Below are 17,581 nucleotides of genomic sequence, written 5' to 3' on the forward strand. Positions count from 1 at the left end.
GGAGTTTTTCGTTCTGTCTGCGCCAGAAGAGGTGCGAATTATAGAGAGATCTGAGAGGCCGTCAATAGCTAATTTGTGCTTTCCATGAAAAACCTTATAAAGCCCTTCTTCTATATAGAGAGCCTATATATAGAAGCGCTACAGCACACCAGCCTGCTGCAGTCTGACCACTTCCGGCGTCGACAACCCCAATATGCGCTCCAGCACTTCTGAAGTGTGCTCACCCAACAAAGGCGGCGCACGCCGATATTCAACTGGCGTCACAGACAGCCGTATGGGGCTGGCCACTTGAGGCACACTCCCGCCCAGCGCATGGGGCATGTTCATCGCAAGCCCTCGCGCCTGCACATGCGGATCATCAAACACCTGAGCCAAATCATTGATAGGCCCGCAAGGCACACCCGCAGCCTCCAGCTCGCTCACCCACTGTGCAGTGGTCTTGAATACGGTCGCCTGACGAATCAGAGGGATCAACTCCGCCCTGTTGGCGACCCGCAGCTTGTTAGTCAGGAATCTTGGATCGTCCGCCCACTGCGCCTGCCCGGCCACTTCAGCGAACTTCCTGAACTGGCCGTCATTACCCACTGTCAGGATGAAGTCGCCATCAGCCGTGGGGAAGTCCTGATAAGGAACGATGTTCGGATGCGCATTACCCAAACGAGTAGGAGCAACGCCGGTAGTCAGGTAGTTCAACGCCTGATTTGCAAGACAGGCCACCTGCACATCCAGCAACGCCATATCGATATGCTGACCAAGCCCGCTCTGATCACGATGCACCAAGGCAGCCAGTATCGCTGTGCTTGAATAGACTCCGGTCATCACATCTGTCAGTGCAACCCCCACCTTCACCGGACCGCCCCCCTCCTGATCATCAGCACGCCCGGTCAGGCTCATCAAACCACCCAGCCCCTGAATCATGAAGTCGTACCCTGCACGCTTCGCATAGGGGCCGGTTTGTCCAAAGCCGGTTATAGAGCAATAGATCAGACGCGGATTGATTGCGTTAAGTGAGGCGTAATCCAGTCCGTAAGCAGCCAGACCGCCGACCTTGAAGTTCTCGATCAGGATGTCGGACTTTGCTGCCAGCTCCCTGACCAACTTCTGCCCCTCAGGCAACGTGAAGTCGATGGTGACGGACTGCTTGTTCCGGTTAGCCGACAGATAATAAGCCGCCTCACTGGTGCTCTCGCCCTGAGCACCCTTCAGAAATGGAGGCCCCCACGCGCGAGTGTCATCACCACTGCCCGGCCGTTCGACCTTGATGACCTCGGCTCCCAGATCAGCCAGTATCTGCCCCGCCCAGGGCCCGGCCAGGACACGAGATAAATCCAGCACGCGGATATGCGATAGCGCCCCCATTGCCGACCTCCTTAATAGAAGGCCTGAATGCCGGTCTGCGCACGCCCGAGAATCAGCGCATGTACGTCATGAGTCCCCTCGTAGGTATTTACCACCTCAAGGTTGACCAGATGCCGGGCAATGCCGAACTCATCGGAGATACCGTTACCGCCCAGCATGTCGCGAGCCATACGGGCGATGTCCAGAGATTTGCCGCAGGAGTTACGCTTCATGATCGAAGTGATTTCAACCGCTGCCGTGCCCTCATCCTTCATACGCCCCAGACGCAGACAGCCTTGCAGCGCCAGAGTGATCTCAGTCTGCATGTCCGCCAGCTTTTTCTGGATCAACTGATTGGCCGCCAATGGACGCCCGAATTGCTGACGATCCAGGGTGTACTGCCGCGCCGTGTGCCAGCAAAACTCGGCCGCCCCCAAAGCGCCCCACGAGATGCCATAACGAGCCGAGTTAAGACACGTAAAGGGCCCTTTAAGGCCGCGCACATCCGGGAAGATATTTTCTTCAGGGACAAAGACGTTATCCATGACAATCTCGCCGGTGATGGAGGCGCGCAGACCGACCTTGCCATGGATAGCCGGCGCACTCAGCCCGGCCCAACCCTTCTCAAGCACAAAGCCGCGAATGTCACCCTCATCGTCCTTACCCCAGACCACGAACACATCGGCGATCGGACTGTTGGTGATCCACATCTTGCTGCCTGAAAGCCTGTATCCGCCGTCGACTTTCTTTGCCCGGGTAATCATCGCACCAGGGTCAGACCCGTGATTAGGCTCCGTCAGACCAAAGCAGCCAATCCACTCGCCGGACGCGAGCTTTGGCAGATACTTCTGCTTTTGCGCCTCAGTACCGAACTCGTTGATAGGGACCATGACCAGCGAGGACTGCACGCTCATCATGGAACGGTAACCCGAGTCGATGCGCTCGACCTCTCGTGCAATCAATCCATAGCAAACGTAATTGAGGCCGCTGCCGCCATACTCTTCCGGGATAGTCGCACCGAGCAGGCCGATATCACCCATTTCGCGAAAGATCGCAGGATCGGTCTGCTCATGGCGAAAGGCTTCAAGCACTCTGGGCGCCAACTTGTCCTGGGCGAACTGCGCCGCGCTTTCTCGCACCATGCGCTCTTCTTCCGTGAGCTGTTGGTCCAACAGCAGGGGATCGATCCAGTTAAAGCTTGCCTTGCCAGCCATGAGCCATCCTCAATCATTGAAATAGTTATGGGTTGATCCTAGACCTGACACGACGACCTCACAAACGATGAATCTGCACGCTATTGTGCTAATTTCTCACTCCGAGATTCATAACAAGACCCATATCGGCTGTGATTAGTGAGGGCTGCGTACATGCGTCGCAAAATTCCCAGCACCGCTGCACTCGTCAGTTTCGAGGCCGCCGCTCGCCATGAGAGCTTCACCAAAGCCGCTGACGAACTGTCCCTGACTCAAAGCGCCATTTGCCGACAGATCGGCAGCCTCGAATCCTTCCTCGGCATAGAACTGTTCCGACGCTCTCGGCGGGGCGTGAAGCTGACCGACGCGGGCTTGTCCTACAGCAGGCGTGTCGCGACGCAACTGGACGCGGTAGAGCGCGACACCTTGTCAGTGATGGGCAACCAAGGCGCCAACGCGATTGAGCTGGCAGTCGTACCGACGTTTGGCACCCAATGGCTACTGCCTCGCCTGAAGGACTTCCAGCAGAACCAGCCCGACGTCACGGTGAACCTCACCAACCGAACCCGACCGTTTCTGTTTGCCGATACTGATTTCGATGCCGCTATCTACTTTGGTGATGCCGAATGGCCAGGCACCGAGTCCTACCGGCTGATGGGTGAAAACCCCGTCCCGGTCTGCAGCCCCGCTCTATTAGGCAAACGGAGCCAGTTCTCCCCAGCAGAAATCGCGACTCTACCGCTGCTGCAACAGACCACCCGCCCCTACGCCTGGCGACAATGGTTCAGCGGACTGGAGATGAACGTCGCACGGGACATGACAGGCCCGCGCTATGAGCTGTTTTCCATGCTAGCCCAAGCTGCCAGCCACGAAATGGGCATCGCCCTGATCCCGCCCTTCCTTATACAGCGCGAGCTGAAAGAGCAGCGACTCGTGATCGCCAACCCGCACGCACTCGCCAGCCCCAAGGCCTACTACCTGATGATTCCGGTGCGCAAAGTGGAATCGGCTTCACTAGGCGCATTTCGAGACTGGCTTGTAGAGCAAGCCAGGACTTATGAGCGTGAAAGCTCTAAAAAAGCCTGATAGTTGTGTAGTCATGCCCTCACAAAACCTACAGATATAAGTTTTTGTCGCATAAAGACTCTCCTATCTCCGCATGAAAAATAAGGCCTCTAAGCCACAAACTGCCTGATGCCCAGCCCGATTCTTCCTCAAAATCCCTGATTCCAGAACCGGATTCAGGGTTTTCTGATATTTCGACTACTTTCCCTGTAAGGCCCAGCAATTAAGGGCTCGCAGCCGAATGCTGCGACATTTGGTCACGGGATGACTTGTAGTTAATTTATCGTCTCGTTACAAAATGAATTGAAGGTACCAAACTTCGCCTGCAAAATGCCGCGCCCCGCCCGGAAATGGCGGGATCATGCTGATCGGCAGCCCCAGTCGTACTTGCTGAAGTGCGCTGGCCTAATTGAAGAAAACAAGAAGATCACGCAGGAGATTACACGTGCACATTGGCGTTCCTCTGGAGACCCAGTCGGGTGAAAAGCGGGTTGCTGCAACCCCCGAAACCATCAAGAAGCTGATCGCCCAAGGCCATCGGGTTACGGTGCAAAGTGGAGCGGGCATCACTGCCAGCGTCACGGACAGCGCTTACCAGGCAGCAGGCGCCACCATTGGCACCGCCGCCGATACGCTGGCTGCCGAGCTAGTGCTCAAGGTCTGCGCGCCGAACGACAGCGAACTGGCGCAGATCAAGAGCGGCGCGATCGTTGTCGGGATGCTTAACCCCTTCAATAGCGAAACCATCGGCAAGATGGCCGAGCAAGGTGTCACCGCATTTGCTCTGGAAGCCGCGCCGCGTACTTCCCGCGCGCAGAGCCTTGATGTGCTGTCGTCCCAGGCCAACATTGCGGGCTATAAGGCCGTTTTGCTGGGCGCTCATCACTATCCGCGTTTCATGCCGATGCTGATGACCGCAGCGGGCACAGTCAAAGCTGCGCGAGTACTGGTACTCGGCGCTGGCGTGGCTGGCCTGCAAGCGATTGCCACTGCCAAGCGCCTGGGCGCCGTGGTTGAAGCTTCCGATGTCCGCCCTGCCGTGAAGGAGCAAATCGAATCTCTGGGCGCCAAGTTCATCGACGTGCCTTACGAAACCGATGAAGAGCGTGAGTGTGCCGTCGGTGTGGGTGGTTACGCCCGCCCGATGCCTGCCAGCTGGATGCAGCGTCAGGCGGTTGCAGTTCACGAGCGCGCCAAGCAGTCGGACATCGTCATCACCACCGCACTGATCCCGGGCCGCAAAGCGCCGGTATTGCTCAGCGCCGAAACCGTGGCCGAGATGAAGCCCGGCTCTGTGGTGATCGATCTGGCTGCTGCACAAGGCGGCAACTGCCCGCTGACTGTGGCTGATCAGGTCGTTGTCGAGCACGGCGTCACGCTGGTGGGTTACACCAACCTGCCCGCGCTGGTCGCCGCAGACGCATCGGCCCTGTACGCCCGCAACCTGCTGGACTTCATGAAGCTGCTGTTCGACAAGGACGGTCAGCTGCACATCAACCTGGAAGACGACATTGTTGCCGCGTGCCTGATGTGCCGCGACCGCCAAGTCATCCGCAAGAACGGCTGAGGATAAAACAATGGAAGAGCTGATCTCCCCAGGTATCTACAACCTGATCATTTTCGTGCTGGCGATCTACGTCGGCTATCACGTGGTCTGGAACGTAACGCCAGCACTGCACACACCGCTGATGGCCGTGACTAACGCCATCTCGGCGATTGTCATCGTCGGCGCGATGCTGGCCGCTGCGCTGACCGTCACGCCGCTGGGCAAGACGATGGGCACCCTGGCCGTGGCTTTGGCTGCCGTTAACGTATTCGGTGGCTTCCTTGTCACCCGACGCATGCTGGAAATGTTCAAGAAAAAAGCGCCGAAAGCCAAAGATGAGGTAGCGAAGTAATGAGCATGAACCTCGTCACCTTGTTGTACCTCGTTTCGGCGATCTGCTTCATTCAGGCTCTCAAAGGCCTGTCGCACCCGACCACTTCACGCCGCGGCAACCTGTTCGGCATGCTCGGCATGGGTCTGGCCGTCGTGACCACCATTGGCCTGGTTTACAAACTGGCAGCCCTGTCCGACACCTCGGCTGGCATCGGCTATATCGTAATCGGCCTGCTGGTGGGTGGCACCGCGGGTTCGATCATGGCCAAGCGCGTTGAAATGACCAAGATGCCTGAGCTGGTTGCTTTCATGCACAGCATGATCGGCCTGGCAGCAGTGTTCATTGCCATTGCAGCAGTGGTAGAGCCGCAGTCGCTGAACATCGTGAAAAACCTGGGCGATGCTATTCCTGCGGGCAACCGTCTGGAGCTTTTCCTGGGCGCGGCGATTGGTGCAATCACCTTCTCCGGCTCGGTCATTGCGTTCGGCAAGCTGTCCGGCAAATACAAGTTTCGCCTGTTCCAGGGCGCACCGGTACAGTTCGCCGGGCAGCACAAGCTGAATCTGGTATTGGGTCTGGCTACCCTGGCGTTCGGCCTGTTCTTCATGTTCACCGGCAACCTCGCCGCGTTCGCCATCATGCTGGCCTTGGCCTTCGTGATCGGTGTACTGCTGATCATCCCGATTGGCGGAGCCGACATGCCTGTCGTCGTATCGATGCTCAACAGCTATTCGGGCTGGGCAGCGGCCGGTATCGGTTTCTCGCTGAACAACTCGATGCTGATCATCGCTGGCTCTCTGGTGGGCTCTTCCGGTGCGATCCTGTCGTACATCATGTGCAAAGCCATGAACCGCTCGTTCTTCAACGTGATTGGCGGCGGCTTCGGCGGTGCGACTGACGATGCAGGTCCGGCAGGCGCCAAAGAAGCCCGCCCGGTGAAGTCCGGCTCGGCCGACGACGCAACCTTCCTGCTGACCAACGCCGACACCGTGATCATCGTTCCGGGCTACGGCCTGGCAGTTGCCCGGGCGCAGCACGCGCTTAAAGAGCTGACCGAGAAGCTGACTCACCACGGCGTGACAGTGAAGTACGCGATCCACCCGGTTGCCGGACGTATGCCAGGCCACATGAACGTACTGCTCGCCGAGGCCGAAGTGCCTTACGACCAGGTGTTCGAGATGGAAGACATCAACTCCGAGTTTGGTCAGGCGGACGTGGTGCTGGTGTTGGGTGCCAACGACGTGGTCAACCCGGCAGCCAAGAACGACCCTAAATCGCCAATTGCGGGCATGCCGATTCTGGAAGCCTTCAAGGCCAAAACCATCATCGTCAACAAGCGCTCGATGGCCAGCGGTTATGCTGGTCTGGATAACGAGTTGTTCTATCTGGACAAAACCATGATGGTCTTCGGAGACGCCAAAAAGGTGATCGAGGACATGGTTAAGGCGGTCGACAACGCGTAGTCTCCAGGCGCGTTTAACCCGAGCCCCGGCGCGAAAACGCCGGGGCTTTTTACATTCTGCGCAACAGTGTTTTGCTTTGAAACCCGCTAATTAGAGCCTCCAATGCGACCTTGGTAGCGGGACGAACACAGTCCAACTCTCTAGACTTGGACTTCGCTTCCACCTCCGAGACAAGAATCCCATGTACCGTGATCGTATCCGCTTGCCCTCTCTGATGAATAAGGTCATGAGCGCGGCCGACGCTGCCGCCTTGATTCAGGACGGCATGACCATTGGCATGAGCGGCTTTACCCGAGCAGGTGAAGCCAAAGCCGTACCCCACGCACTGGCCGAGCGCGCAAAGCTGTCGCCGCTCAAGATCAGCCTGATGACCGGCGCCAGCCTGGGCAACGACCTGGACAAACAACTGACCGAAGCCGGCGTGCTGTCGCGTCGCTCGCCATTCCAGGTCGACAGCACCCTGCGCAAGGCTATCAACGACGGCTCGGTGATGTTCATCGACAGCCACCTGTCTGACACGGTCGAGCAACTGCGTAACCGGCAGATCAAGGCCGTGGATCTGGCAATCATTGAGTGCGTAGCGATTACCGAAGACGGCCATCTGGTACTCAGTACCTCAGTGGGCAACTCCGCCAGCTTTGCGATCCTGGCCAAGGAAGTCATCGTCGAGATCAACCTCGCTCAGCCTCTGGAGCTTGAGGGCCTGCACGACATCTACATTCCTTCCTATCGCCCTACCCGGCTGCCCATTCCAGTGCTGCAAGCTGACACGCGCATCGGCAATCCGGCGGTACAGATCGATCCGGCAAAAATCGTCGGCATCGTGATCAGCAACCAACCCGATTCGCCCTCAACGGTATTGCCTCCGGATCAGGACACCCAGGCGATCGCCAATCACCTGGTGGAGTTCTTTAAAAACGAAGTGCGCGAGGACAGGCTGACCAACAAGCTGATGCCGCTGCAGGCAGGGATCGGCACCATCGCCAATGCCGTCATGCATGGTCTGGTGGACTCGCCTTTCCACGACATGACGATGTATTCCGAGGTCCTGCAGGACTCGACATTCGAACTGTTCGACGCGGGCAAGCTGAGTTTCGCATCGGGCAGCTCCATGACCCTGTCGGCCAGCAAACACGCTGAAGTATTCGCCGACTTCGGGCGCTACAAGTCGCGCTTGATGTTGCGCCCGCAAGAGATCTCTAATCACCCGGAAATCATCCGGCGCCTGGGCATCATCGGCATCAACACCGCGCTTGAGTTCGACCTGTACGGCAACGTCAACTCCACCCATGTGTGCGGCACGCGCATGATGAACGGCATTGGTGGCTCCGGCGATTTTGCCCGCAACGCGCACTTGGCCATTTTCGTGACCAAATCCATTGCCAAAGGCGGCGCGATTTCCAGCGTCGTGCCGATGGTCAGCCATGTGGACCATACCGAGCATGACGTGGACATTCTGGTGACCGAGCAAGGCCTGGCGGATTTGCGCGGCCTGGCACCCCGGGAACGCGCCCGAGTGATCATCGACAACTGCGTACATCCAGCTTACCGGGACGCTCTCAACGCTTACTTTGCTGCCGCTTGCCTTAAAGGGGGACACACCCCGCATGTGCTCCGCGAAGCACTGAGTTGGCACTCTCGCCTGGACGAAACAGGGAGCATGCTTCCCGTCTAAAGCAAACAGTTGCGAGGCAGCAATACAGTTTTCTGCCTCGCAACCCGACCAAAAAAGCCAATACTGAAAAAACTGTACTGCTGTACCGGTCATTTGAAGGGGGTAAAACAGGGTTTCACCAAATCAGCGCACAAAATGCACCAAAAATGTGCAGACCGATACAGTTGCCCCAAATAGGAACAAAACAGTGCCTTTAAACAGTTAACTGAACTCGCACAATACAGTTGAACTGTGTCTAGAGAGACTGGCCAACTCGGAGGAAGATGGGCACCAGTTAAATCACTCTCTAGCCCGCCACAAGCGGAAGGATGCACACCATGGAACGTACACTCAGTTCCGACCTTTTCCACGAAAACACCGCTACAACCGCAAAAGCTGCATGGCCTCTTCGCGCTTTCGCTAACCTGATGCTTTGGCAACGTCGCCTGTCCAGCCGCCACCAATTGGCCCGCCTGGATGCACGTCTGCTGGCTGACGCAGGTATCAGCGAATCGCAACGTTACGAAGAGCTGAGCAAGCCGTTCTGGCGCTAACTGGCGCACGCTGGTCCTGACCTTCCAAGGTCACTCACCAGCAACCCGAATTGCTTCATACAAGACCCGTCGCAGGTAACTGCCGACGGGTTTTGTCATTTCTGGAACGTCAAAAACTCTGGCCTCGCCTTGTAGGAGCTGCCGAAGGCTGCGATGGCGGTATGTCAGCTTCAAAGCATTCGCAGCCTTCGGCAGCTCCTACAGGGAGTGCGCTCCCATTCGCGGTATTGGATGGAGGTAAACGGCTAAAGACCGAAATCAAAGCTAAACAGCCCGAACAAGTACAGTTATTTAAAGCCAACATAAAACAGGTACAGTTTGTTATAAATCCCTCGACCTTCACTCCGCCACTTCACCAACTAACGCCAAGCGCGTCAGTGCTAAAAAGCCAAAACCACCACGCATGGATACGCGCATGACCCATTCTCCACCCAGCCAGCCTTCAAGCTTTGGCGCCTTCTGCATCGCAAGCCTGCTGCTTTCGGTCTCATATGGCTCAACCTTCCTCCTGACGCTACTGATCAAATCCTTCGGCGGGGATGAGCGTTATGCGGGCCAGGTGATTTCCGTCGCGATGATCAGCACTATTGCAGCCGTGCTGGGCTCTGGGCATCTGACGGATAAATGGGGACCTGCGCGCTGTATAGCGTTGGGGGCAAGCTTTCTGGCGGCGGCGTCCTTGGGATTCGCGACTGCAGACAGCCTCGGCCCGTGGCTGATGGCCTGCGCCCTGATGCTCGGCCTCGGCTGGGGAGTCTTCTATACCCTGGGGCCCATTATGGTGGCGGGCATGGTTGAACCTGCCCGCCGCAGCCATAGCTTCGCATTGCTATCGGGCAGCATGCTTACGGGTATTGGCACAGGGCCTTTGGCGGGAAAGCTGGCAAGCATCTTCGGGCTACCGATACAGACAGCTTTTTTCTGTGCTGCGGCCATGGCAGTGGCAGGCGGGATGTACTTCTGGCGCACAGGACAACGCCAGATCATCAACCGTACAGACCGCGCACAAATCAGCTTCGGTTCGGTACGCAAAGTGCTGACGTCCAGAGCAGCTTTTTCGATTCTGATGGTGGGCCTGGGTGGCGCGATCTTCGGTGGCCTGGGCAGCTTTCAGACCAGCTACGCCTCAAGTCTGGGGCTTGATTACTCGATGTTTTTCGTCTGCTTCATGGGGGCGGCCATCTGCTGCCGCTTGCTGATTGCGAGCTGGGTGGTCAAGCGCAACCCTTTTGCGGCGTCCTGCGTGTTGAGCGCCATCATGCTGATTGCCGTCATCGGCTTTGGACAGTGGGTTCACGACAGCCTGAGCTACGGCGTGGCGGCTGCAATGCTCGGCGTCGGTTATGGGCTCAACTATTCGGTCATTAACGGGCTTGCTGCCAACGAAGCGCCATCGGGGCTTACCGCGCAGTCATTAGTGCTTTTCAGCCTGGCGTATTTTCTGGGCGTGTTCGGCTTTCCTTTCATTGCTGGCAAACTCATCGTTCACGGCGGGGTCAATGGAATGCTGTTCAGCACCGGCTTGATTGCCCTGCTGGTCTGGGTCATCAGCCTGGGCAGATGGCTCAACGACGCTCTGTTGGAAAATGCACGTAGAATATAGGAAACACCCTCCACAGCGCCGCCATGCTAGGCTTGGGCAGTCCCGTACCATGAGTTCTGTCACGGCCTTCACGAAACAGCCGGGTTACCCCATGTTTCTTTAATATCGCTTTCTGTTCCAATGGAGTCCGATCATGTCCCGTCTTCGCTTGCTAGGTGCCGCTGTCCTGCTGACTGCTGCTACCGGCGCCAATGCCACCAGCTTTGTTGTAACAACAGATGCCATGGTGCGCACCGTTGATTCAACGACCAACGCTACTTCTGACGTCAGCTCTTCCTTCAGGGACGACAAAATCGTTCGCGAAGCCCGCGATGACGCCGCCACGTTTGTAGGCAGCGCCGGTGAAATCCGTGGCGCCCGCCTGGAAAATGCTTTCCAGCACATTCGCCAGATCGCACCACAACTGCAAGCTTCTGACGCTCAACTGGCCCAAGCCATTCTGGCCATCTGACGTCGCGCCCTGACAGCCCGGGCATCCGCTCAGGCTGTCAGGCTGGCTCTAGACCGGCCATTGCGCTAGCCTTGCGACTCGTTTTTGCAAGTGTTAGAGAGCCATGCGTTTACTGCCGCTGCTGTTCATCACCCCGATAACGTGCCTGCTCTGGACCGCACCGGCCCAGGCGCTGGATACCACCACGCAATCTTTGGTCATAACAGGCTACGTCACCAGCAAAGTGACGACCGCGCCCTTTGATAGAAAGCTGATTGTTGCCGCGCAGGATGATGCTGCGGCTTTTGTCGCCAGTGACGGCGAACTGCTGGGAGCACGCCTGGAATCAGCGCTAACGGCCCTGCGCCAGGCTGATCCAAAACTTAGTGTCAGCGACCTCGAACTCGCGCAAGCAATCCTCGTCCAATAGCCACTTCACCTCTTCTGCATTACTTGGAGACCTTCCATGCGTACCCCCCTGATTGCTGCCACCCTGGGCCTGTTTTTGCTGGCTGATGTCGCTCAAGCACAAACCGTCGTGCAGACCAGCAACATCATCGTGCGCGCTTTCGGTCGCACCATCGACTTCACGTCCGACACCACCACCTCGATCCGCGACTCCAAAATCGTGGTCCAGGCCAAGGACGACGCGGCCAGCTACGTTGCCAGCGGTGGCGATATCCACGGCGCGCAACTCGACGCAGCGTTCGACATGCTGCGCACCCGCCTGCCAGAAGCGCGCGGTGCCAGTGATCAAGTGCTCGCCGAAGCCATTCTCGCTCTGTGAGGCGCCTTTGCGTCTGGCTGCTGGCAGGCGCATTGTCTCTGCTTGGCACGTCTGCCTTCGCTGACCTGAGCCTGTCGCTGGATGCCAGCGACCTCAGCCCTGCGCAGCAAAAAGCCACCCAGACGCTACTGGATGAAGCGCTCGGTGCCCTGCCGCCCAGCTTTGTCAAAGATCTGGATCGAAGTGTCGACGTGCGTTGGTCCACCGACATGCCTGCCAATGCATATGGCCAGGCATCCGGTCCCTATCGCCTCGACCTCAATACCAATCTGCTGGCGGGATTGACCGACGGCAGCGCCGCGACCAAACAGACCAATCGCCCCCACGGCACGGTGCGCAGAGAAATGCTCGCCACCGTGCTGCACGAGCTGACTCACATCTACGACCGCGCGCGCCTTTGGTCACCGGCCCAACGCTCGGTGATCTTCCAGTGCGGACGACGCAGTAGCTCGCTGGGAAAAGTCGGCTTGCCTGATTACTGCCGGGGCCAGACTGACCGCCGCTTCACGCTGAGCGATGACCCGCGCCTGCTGGACCTGGCAGGCTGGCCGCAATACGTCGGCCGCCGCGGTGATCGCGAAGAACACAACGGCCAGGTTGCACGCAGCCCAGACATCTATGAAACCACCAGCCCGCTGGAATTCGTTGCGGTCAACATGGAGTACTTCCTGCTCGATCCGGCCTATGTCTGCCGTCGTCCAGCGCTGTACGCCTACTACAAAGAACAATTCGGCTGGGCACCTGCCGCAAAAGAACAGTGCCCGTCGTTCTACCCATACCTGAACGCAGGCAACGACTTCGGTCGTGAGCCACTGGGCAAACTCGACCCCGAGCGGGTGTATGAGGTGGATTACCTGCTGGCCGAAGCCAACCAGAACATGATGAGCCGCTGGGGCCATAGCATGTTGCGGCTGGTCATCTGCAAACCCGGCCGTCCACGTGGACCCGACTGCCGCCTCGATCTGGACCAACATCTGGTGCTGTCGTATCGCGCGTTTGTCGGTGACGTTCAACTGTCCAGTTGGGACGGTCTGATGGGTGCCTACCCGTCACGGCTGTTCGTGCTGCCACTGGCACAGGTGATCGATGAATACACCAAGACCGAACTGCGCAGTCTGGCTTCGGTGCCGCTGAAACTGTCCCGTCCGGAAATCGAAGGACTGGTGCAGCACGCCGCTGAAATGCACTGGAGTTACGACGGCAACTACTTCTTCCTGTCCAACAACTGCGCCGTGGAAAACCTCAAACTGCTGCGCAGCGGCACCCACAATCCCAAGCTGGTCGACCTGGACAGCATCCTGCCCAACGGCCTGCTTGAGGTGCTTAAAGGCCGAGGCCTGGCCGACACCAGCGTGCTGGATGATCCCAAGGAAGCGCTGCGCAAAGGCTACCGTTTCGACTCCTATCGCGACCGCTATCAAGCAATGTTCGACGTGCTGAGGAAGCACCTGCCGATCAAGCAGACCTCTGTTGAAGAATGGATGTCGCTGTCTGCCGAAGAGCGCAAGCCCTGGTTACCGCAAGCGGACCTGCGCACCAGCGCGGCCATGTTGCTGCTTGAGCAAGCCAGCCTGCGTCGGCAGTTGCTGTTAGCTCAGGATGAAGTCAAGCAACGCTACCTCAGTGCCCGTGAGCAGAAAGACGGCAGCGTCTCCAAAGCCACTGGTACCTTGCAGGAAATTCTCGCCAGCAGCGGCTTCCTCAGTCGTCCGGCCGAACTGCTCGACAGTGGCGGCTACGGCTTGCCGCAAACAGCAGAATGGAAACGCCTGGAAGACGAAAGCAGCCAGCGCCAGAAGCAGCTACAGCGCCTGACCGGTGACCTTGATAAAGAAGTCCGAGCCCTGCTTGAACCCGAGCGCGCCAAAGAAATCGCCGCCAACGAGGCCAACCTCAAGCAGCTCAGTGAACACCTGCGGGCACTGCACAAAGCCGGTGGCGGCCTGGAGCTGCCTTAAGCTTTGACCGGCTGTTTTTTCTTGCGTGGTTTCAGGTACTTCATCAAGCCCTGAAACCACATTACCAGACCGGCATTGCCCTTGATCTGAATGTCTTTGTCCTGAATGCCCTGCATGAACGCCAATTGCTTGTTTTTGGCTTGCAGGGTGGCGAAGCCGTAGGCGGCGTCCTTGAAGATAATCGCGAAGCCGGGCTCTGCAATCACGCCCGAAGCACTGCTGACCCGCTGCCCACTGACCACAAAATGCCGTGCGACCTTACCATCAGCGGTCTGCAGCACGAAGGTCAATTCCTTGCCTGCCAACTGCTGTTGAAACGCAGGATTAGTGCGACTGGCCCGCGCCATCAACAGGCCCAGCATCCAAAGTAGAAAACGAAATTTCATGGGCATGCTCGAAGGAATATCGGGCCGAGAGTGTAGCTGCTTGTTCGATGCTATTCAGCAGCAAATTCGGAGGAGATGTATAACTTTTCGTGACTTATTGGTCACATTGAAGTCGCGCTAAACCCGGAGGAGATTCTATGTTGGCCTGCAATCCCGTAGGACCGACTTTAGCCGGGAGGGCGGTATTTCTGGCGAAGAATACTTGGTGAGTGTCTATGTGGGAGCTGGGCTTGCCCGCGATAAACGATGACGCGGTCTGAGTTCGAGTTAGTCCTATCGCGAGCAAGCTCGGCCACAGGGGTCGATACGATCTACTACTGCCTCGAGAGTCAAACTCACGCCCGGCAACACATCCCCGCTTCACCTGCTCCAGACAATAGCTATATATACCGCCATGGCCTCCTGCCGAACCTCTAACCTGCGCCTCGTCGTTGCCAAATCAACGACCGGATTTGACGATCCGTACAGTCGAAAAATCAGCAGAGGCCATGTTTATGGCAGCTGTGCACGGGAGACCTTCGGGTCTGCCGGTTTTATGGGTTTTTCGTCACCGGTTCGTCAACCCGCGCACAGCCGCCACCCTTTCATCAGCCGTGGCGACATCACATCGGTCAGGAGTTTTCAGCACATGAACCACGACACCGAACACGCCCGCTACATTCCCCTCACCCAGCCCGGATTGGATCGCTCGGTACTGCTACTCGACAGCCATGCGCCGCTCAAAGACCTGCACGCCTTCGCCGAAACCCGCATTAGCCTCGCCACCCGCTTCCTCGACACCCTCGCCCACATGAACCCGACCCACACCGACGAATCCGATATCACCACATTGGCCAGCACCGCGCATTTGCTGATGCTGGAGGCCTGTGATGTGAATCGAGTAATTGAGAAGAGACTGTGGAAGCGTGACGACTCCAAGATGAACATTAACTTTGCGTGATCCGAGAGAGACCAATAATTAGCATTGGAGCTTTAGCCCCCACAGAACCAGACGCACAACCGTCCATGTAGGAGCTGACGAGCAACGCGAGGCGTTCTACCGCAAACACCTAACAGGGCGCGTCCGAATCCGACAAAGAAGAAATAACCGCGCTATAGCGCACACCGGCTGCAGGGTTTAACGTTCGCCCCACGCCCAAGCGACGACTACAGTCGCAGGACATTTCTCTTTTTCTCGGCCTCAATTCGACCATGCCAGTTCAACTGCCTTCTTCACCGCCGTCACACGTTTCATTCACCTCACGCCTCCGGGCACTCTGGCCCGCACCCCACGCCGTCGATGCACAGGAAAAATGGCGCGCCTGTTGCGGCGCAGCGCTCGGCATTTTGCTGGTCGCCGTAATGGCAGCCTTCTGGCTTGAAGGGGCACCGGCAAGCCAACACAGCCTGCTTGCCATGGCCTTGGTTGCGCCGCTGGGGGCCAGCGCCGTACTGGTTTTCGCGCTGCCATCCAGCCCACTCGCGCAACCCTGGTCGGTACTGGGCGGCAACACGCTTTCCACTCTGGTGGGCATTGCCTGCGTAAAGTGGGTGCCCGACGCGACCTTCGCTGCTGCGCTTGCGGTAAGCCTGGCCATCGCCGTGATGTTCGCCTTGCGTTGCCTGCACCCGCCCGGCGGAGCGGCAGCCTTGTTAATGGTGCTGATTGGCTGTGACCGATTCGAGTTCGCGCTGAGCCCGGTACTTATCGACTCCGCACTGCTGGTGGTCGCAGGTCTGATCTACAACAATCTGACCAAACGACCATGGCCGCATGTACAGAAACCCGCCAACACGAAAGCTGCCAGCCGATTCAGTGACGCAGATCTGGACGCAGCCCTCGCCCATTACAACCAAGTGCTGGACGTCAGCCGTGACGACCTGCAAGCCTTGCTCGAACAGGCCGAAGCTTCTGCTTACCAGCGCAAGATGGGCGAACTGCGTTGCGCTGATGTGATGAGTACTCAGCCCATTTCGGCCCGCCAGGAAATGCCGCTGCGTGAAGCCTGGGCGTTGATGCGCAAACACAAGATCAAAGCCCTGCCGGTGATCGACAGACAGCAGCACCTGATGGGCATCGTAACGGTGGCGGACTTCATGCAACAGATCGACCTCGACGCCCACGAAGGCGTCGGCTGGCATTTGCGCGCACTGCTGCGCCACTCCCGCAAGGATCAACCTGCCAACATCGTCGGGCAAATCATGACCCGTACCGTCCGCGTCGCCAGCAGTGATCGCTTACTGATCGACCTCGTGCCCGTGTTCTCCGAAAACGGCCACCGACACATTCCGATCATTGATGCCGAACGACACCTGGTCGGCATCATCACCCAGTCGGATTTGATCAACGCGCTGTATGCCGCGGTGCGTGCTTGAGGCGACGTCATGAACTGTAGGCGCTGCCGAAGGCTGCGAATTGCGGTGATCGCAGCCTTCCGCAGCGCCTGTATTAAATAGTTGTCACAGCAGCCAATTGCACAAAAACCCGCTAAAAAGCGGGCTTTGTTTTTCTGCTCACTCTCGCTCAGATCAACGAGCAGTCAGCGCCGAGTAGCTGTTCATCAGATTGCGATAGTTCGGAATGCGCTGGGACAGCAGGTTACCCAAACCTTCGATATCGTTGCGCCAGTCGCGTTGCAGCTCACAGGCCACCGAGAACCAGTTCATCATCTGTGCGCCCGCTTGAGTCATGCGGTTCCAAGAGGCTTGTTGTACGGTTGTATTAAACGTGCCGGAAGAGTCAGTCACCACAAACACATCAAACCCTTCAGCCAGTGCCGACAGCGTCGGGAACGCTACACAAACATCCGTCACCACACCGGCAATGATCAGTTGCTTACGGCCAGTCGCCTTGATCGCTTTGACGAAGTCTTCATTGTCCCAAGCATTGATTTGGCCAGGGCGAGCGATGTACGGCGCGTCCGGGAACATTTCTTTCAGCTCTGGCACCAGCGGGCCATTCGGGCCTTGTTCGAAGCTGGTGGTCAGAATGGTTGGCAGTTCGAAGAACTTCGCCACATCGGCCAGCGCCAACACGTTGTTCTTGAACTCGTTCGGGGTGAAGTCCTGCACCAGCGAGATCAGGCCAGTCTGGTGATCGACCAGCAGAACTACAGCGTCATCTTTGTTCAGACGGTTGTAAATGGCGTTAGTCATGGTGGAATCCTTTATCGAAGTAGGTAAGTGATTAGTGGCGTCGTTCAACGTGAAGCCAGATTAATGGTCTTCGAATAAAGGATAAATCGGCTGAAAGGCGTTTTACTGTCAACCTGAAAGGGACAATTGTTCCAT

The 17,581-nt window shown here is 57.7% G+C and carries 17 protein-coding genes; 13 read left to right on the forward strand and 4 right to left on the reverse strand.

Going from position 1 to position 17,581, the window contains the following annotated elements; all coding sequences use genetic code 11:
• Window positions 1-138 precede the first annotated feature (138 nt).
• Window positions 139-1,359, reverse strand: coding sequence for a CaiB/BaiF CoA transferase family protein (locus H8S59_RS02520; protein ID WP_187520401.1), 1,221 nt, complete (start codon window positions 1,357-1,359; stop codon window positions 139-141).
• An 11-nt stretch (window positions 1,360-1,370) separates the two neighbouring features.
• Window positions 1,371-2,552 carry an acyl-CoA dehydrogenase gene (locus H8S59_RS02525; protein WP_187520402.1) on the reverse strand — a complete coding sequence of 394 codons (1,182 nt, stop codon included), beginning with the start codon at window positions 2,550-2,552 and terminating at the stop codon, window positions 1,371-1,373.
• Between the two features lie 153 nt (window positions 2,553-2,705).
• Here H8S59_RS02525 and H8S59_RS02530 point away from each other — a divergent pair, with 153 nt between their 5' ends.
• The 11 genes from H8S59_RS02530 (at window position 2,706) to H8S59_RS02580 (ending at window position 13,925) form a co-directional block, all read left to right on the forward strand.
• Window positions 2,706-3,617, forward strand: coding sequence for a LysR family transcriptional regulator (locus H8S59_RS02530; protein WP_187520403.1), 912 nt, complete (start codon window positions 2,706-2,708; stop codon window positions 3,615-3,617).
• A gap of 424 nt (window positions 3,618-4,041) precedes the next feature.
• Complete coding sequence (locus H8S59_RS02535) at window positions 4,042-5,163, forward strand: Re/Si-specific NAD(P)(+) transhydrogenase subunit alpha (protein ID WP_187520404.1); 1,122 nt, start codon at window positions 4,042-4,044, stop codon at window positions 5,161-5,163.
• Window positions 5,164-5,173: 10 nt separating this feature from the next.
• Window positions 5,174-5,494 (forward strand): NAD(P) transhydrogenase subunit alpha part 2, encoded by a 321-nt coding sequence (locus tag H8S59_RS02540; RefSeq protein WP_027899877.1) that lies wholly within the window; start codon window positions 5,174-5,176, stop codon window positions 5,492-5,494.
• Window positions 5,494-6,939 carry an NAD(P)(+) transhydrogenase (Re/Si-specific) subunit beta gene (locus tag H8S59_RS02545; protein ID WP_187520405.1) on the forward strand — a complete coding sequence of 482 codons (1,446 nt, stop codon included), beginning with the start codon at window positions 5,494-5,496 and terminating at the stop codon, window positions 6,937-6,939. The genes H8S59_RS02540 and H8S59_RS02545 overlap by 1 nt, the downstream gene beginning before the upstream one ends.
• A gap of 181 nt (window positions 6,940-7,120) precedes the next feature.
• Entirely contained in the window at window positions 7,121-8,614 is a 1,494-nt protein-coding gene (gene scpC / locus H8S59_RS02550) for a succinyl-CoA:acetate CoA-transferase ScpC (protein WP_187520406.1), read from the forward strand.
• A gap of 317 nt (window positions 8,615-8,931) precedes the next feature.
• The gene (locus H8S59_RS02555) at window positions 8,932-9,147 is read left to right on the forward strand and encodes a DUF1127 domain-containing protein (protein WP_027899874.1); all 216 of its coding nucleotides are present in this window, start codon (window positions 8,932-8,934) and stop codon (window positions 9,145-9,147) included.
• Between the two features lie 415 nt (window positions 9,148-9,562).
• Window positions 9,563-10,750, forward strand: a complete 1,188-nt coding sequence (locus H8S59_RS02560) for an MFS transporter (RefSeq protein ID WP_187520407.1) — start codon at window positions 9,563-9,565, stop codon at window positions 10,748-10,750.
• A gap of 133 nt (window positions 10,751-10,883) precedes the next feature.
• A complete protein-coding gene (locus H8S59_RS02565; protein WP_027899871.1) occupies window positions 10,884-11,201 on the forward strand; it encodes a DUF2388 domain-containing protein in 318 nt (105 codons plus the stop codon).
• 103 nt (window positions 11,202-11,304) lie between these two features.
• Entirely contained in the window at window positions 11,305-11,610 is a 306-nt protein-coding gene (locus H8S59_RS02570; protein WP_187520408.1) for a DUF2388 domain-containing protein, read from the forward strand.
• Between the two features lie 36 nt (window positions 11,611-11,646).
• Window positions 11,647-11,967 carry a DUF2388 domain-containing protein gene (locus H8S59_RS02575; protein ID WP_095093259.1) on the forward strand — a complete coding sequence of 107 codons (321 nt, stop codon included), beginning with the start codon at window positions 11,647-11,649 and terminating at the stop codon, window positions 11,965-11,967.
• A complete protein-coding gene (locus H8S59_RS02580) occupies window positions 11,964-13,925 on the forward strand; it encodes a DUF7844 domain-containing protein (RefSeq protein ID WP_187520409.1) in 1,962 nt (653 codons plus the stop codon). The genes H8S59_RS02575 and H8S59_RS02580 overlap by 4 nt, the downstream gene beginning before the upstream one ends.
• On the opposite strand, the gene H8S59_RS02585 is transcribed toward H8S59_RS02580, so the two are convergent.
• Entirely contained in the window at window positions 13,922-14,311 is a 390-nt protein-coding gene (locus H8S59_RS02585) for an SCP2 sterol-binding domain-containing protein (RefSeq protein WP_095093257.1), read from the reverse strand. The two genes, H8S59_RS02580 and H8S59_RS02585, sit on opposite strands and share 4 nt — an antisense overlap.
• Window positions 14,312-14,939: 628 nt before the next feature.
• Here H8S59_RS02585 and H8S59_RS02590 point away from each other — a divergent pair.
• Complete coding sequence (locus H8S59_RS02590; RefSeq protein WP_187520410.1) at window positions 14,940-15,251, forward strand: hypothetical protein; 312 nt, start codon at window positions 14,940-14,942, stop codon at window positions 15,249-15,251.
• 251 nt (window positions 15,252-15,502) lie between these two features.
• Window positions 15,503-16,666 (forward strand): HPP family protein, encoded by a 1,164-nt coding sequence (locus H8S59_RS02595; RefSeq protein WP_187520411.1) that lies wholly within the window; start codon window positions 15,503-15,505, stop codon window positions 16,664-16,666.
• Window positions 16,667-16,819: 153 nt separating this feature from the next.
• Here the strand turns inward: H8S59_RS02595 and ycaC are convergent, their stop codons facing one another.
• Window positions 16,820-17,446 carry an isochorismate family cysteine hydrolase YcaC gene (gene ycaC, locus H8S59_RS02600; protein WP_187520412.1) on the reverse strand — a complete coding sequence of 209 codons (627 nt, stop codon included), beginning with the start codon at window positions 17,444-17,446 and terminating at the stop codon, window positions 16,820-16,822.
• Between the last annotated feature and the right edge of the window lie 135 nt (window positions 17,447-17,581).

The organism is Pseudomonas folii (genome assembly GCF_014357575.1).
In the GTDB taxonomy this organism is placed as follows: Bacteria; Pseudomonadota; Gammaproteobacteria; order Pseudomonadales; family Pseudomonadaceae; genus Aquipseudomonas; species Aquipseudomonas folii.

Coding starts and splice junctions, on each gene's coding strand:
- H8S59_RS02565 (WP_027899871.1), top strand. CDS start 10,884: ATGTCCCGTCTTCGCTTGCTAGGTGCCGCTGTCCTGCTGACTGCTGCT.
- H8S59_RS02590 (WP_187520410.1), top strand. CDS start 14,940: ATGAACCACGACACCGAACACGCCCGCTACATTCCCCTCACCCAGCCC.
- H8S59_RS02545 (WP_187520405.1), top strand. CDS start 5,494: ATGAGCATGAACCTCGTCACCTTGTTGTACCTCGTTTCGGCGATCTGC.
- H8S59_RS02525 (WP_187520402.1), bottom strand. CDS start 2,552: ATGGCTGGCAAGGCAAGCTTTAACTGGATCGATCCCCTGCTGTTGGAC.
- ycaC (WP_187520412.1), bottom strand. CDS start 17,446: ATGACTAACGCCATTTACAACCGTCTGAACAAAGATGACGCTGTAGTT.
- H8S59_RS02520 (WP_187520401.1), bottom strand. CDS start 1,359: ATGGGGGCGCTATCGCATATCCGCGTGCTGGATTTATCTCGTGTCCTG.
- H8S59_RS02585 (WP_095093257.1), bottom strand. CDS start 14,311: ATGAAATTTCGTTTTCTACTTTGGATGCTGGGCCTGTTGATGGCGCGG.
- H8S59_RS02555 (WP_027899874.1), top strand. CDS start 8,932: ATGGAACGTACACTCAGTTCCGACCTTTTCCACGAAAACACCGCTACA.
- H8S59_RS02575 (WP_095093259.1), top strand. CDS start 11,647: ATGCGTACCCCCCTGATTGCTGCCACCCTGGGCCTGTTTTTGCTGGCT.
- H8S59_RS02560 (WP_187520407.1), top strand. CDS start 9,563: ATGACCCATTCTCCACCCAGCCAGCCTTCAAGCTTTGGCGCCTTCTGC.
- H8S59_RS02530 (WP_187520403.1), top strand. CDS start 2,706: ATGCGTCGCAAAATTCCCAGCACCGCTGCACTCGTCAGTTTCGAGGCC.
- H8S59_RS02570 (WP_187520408.1), top strand. CDS start 11,305: ATGCGTTTACTGCCGCTGCTGTTCATCACCCCGATAACGTGCCTGCTC.
- scpC (WP_187520406.1), top strand. CDS start 7,121: ATGTACCGTGATCGTATCCGCTTGCCCTCTCTGATGAATAAGGTCATG.
- H8S59_RS02540 (WP_027899877.1), top strand. CDS start 5,174: ATGGAAGAGCTGATCTCCCCAGGTATCTACAACCTGATCATTTTCGTG.
- H8S59_RS02595 (WP_187520411.1), top strand. CDS start 15,503: ATGCCAGTTCAACTGCCTTCTTCACCGCCGTCACACGTTTCATTCACC.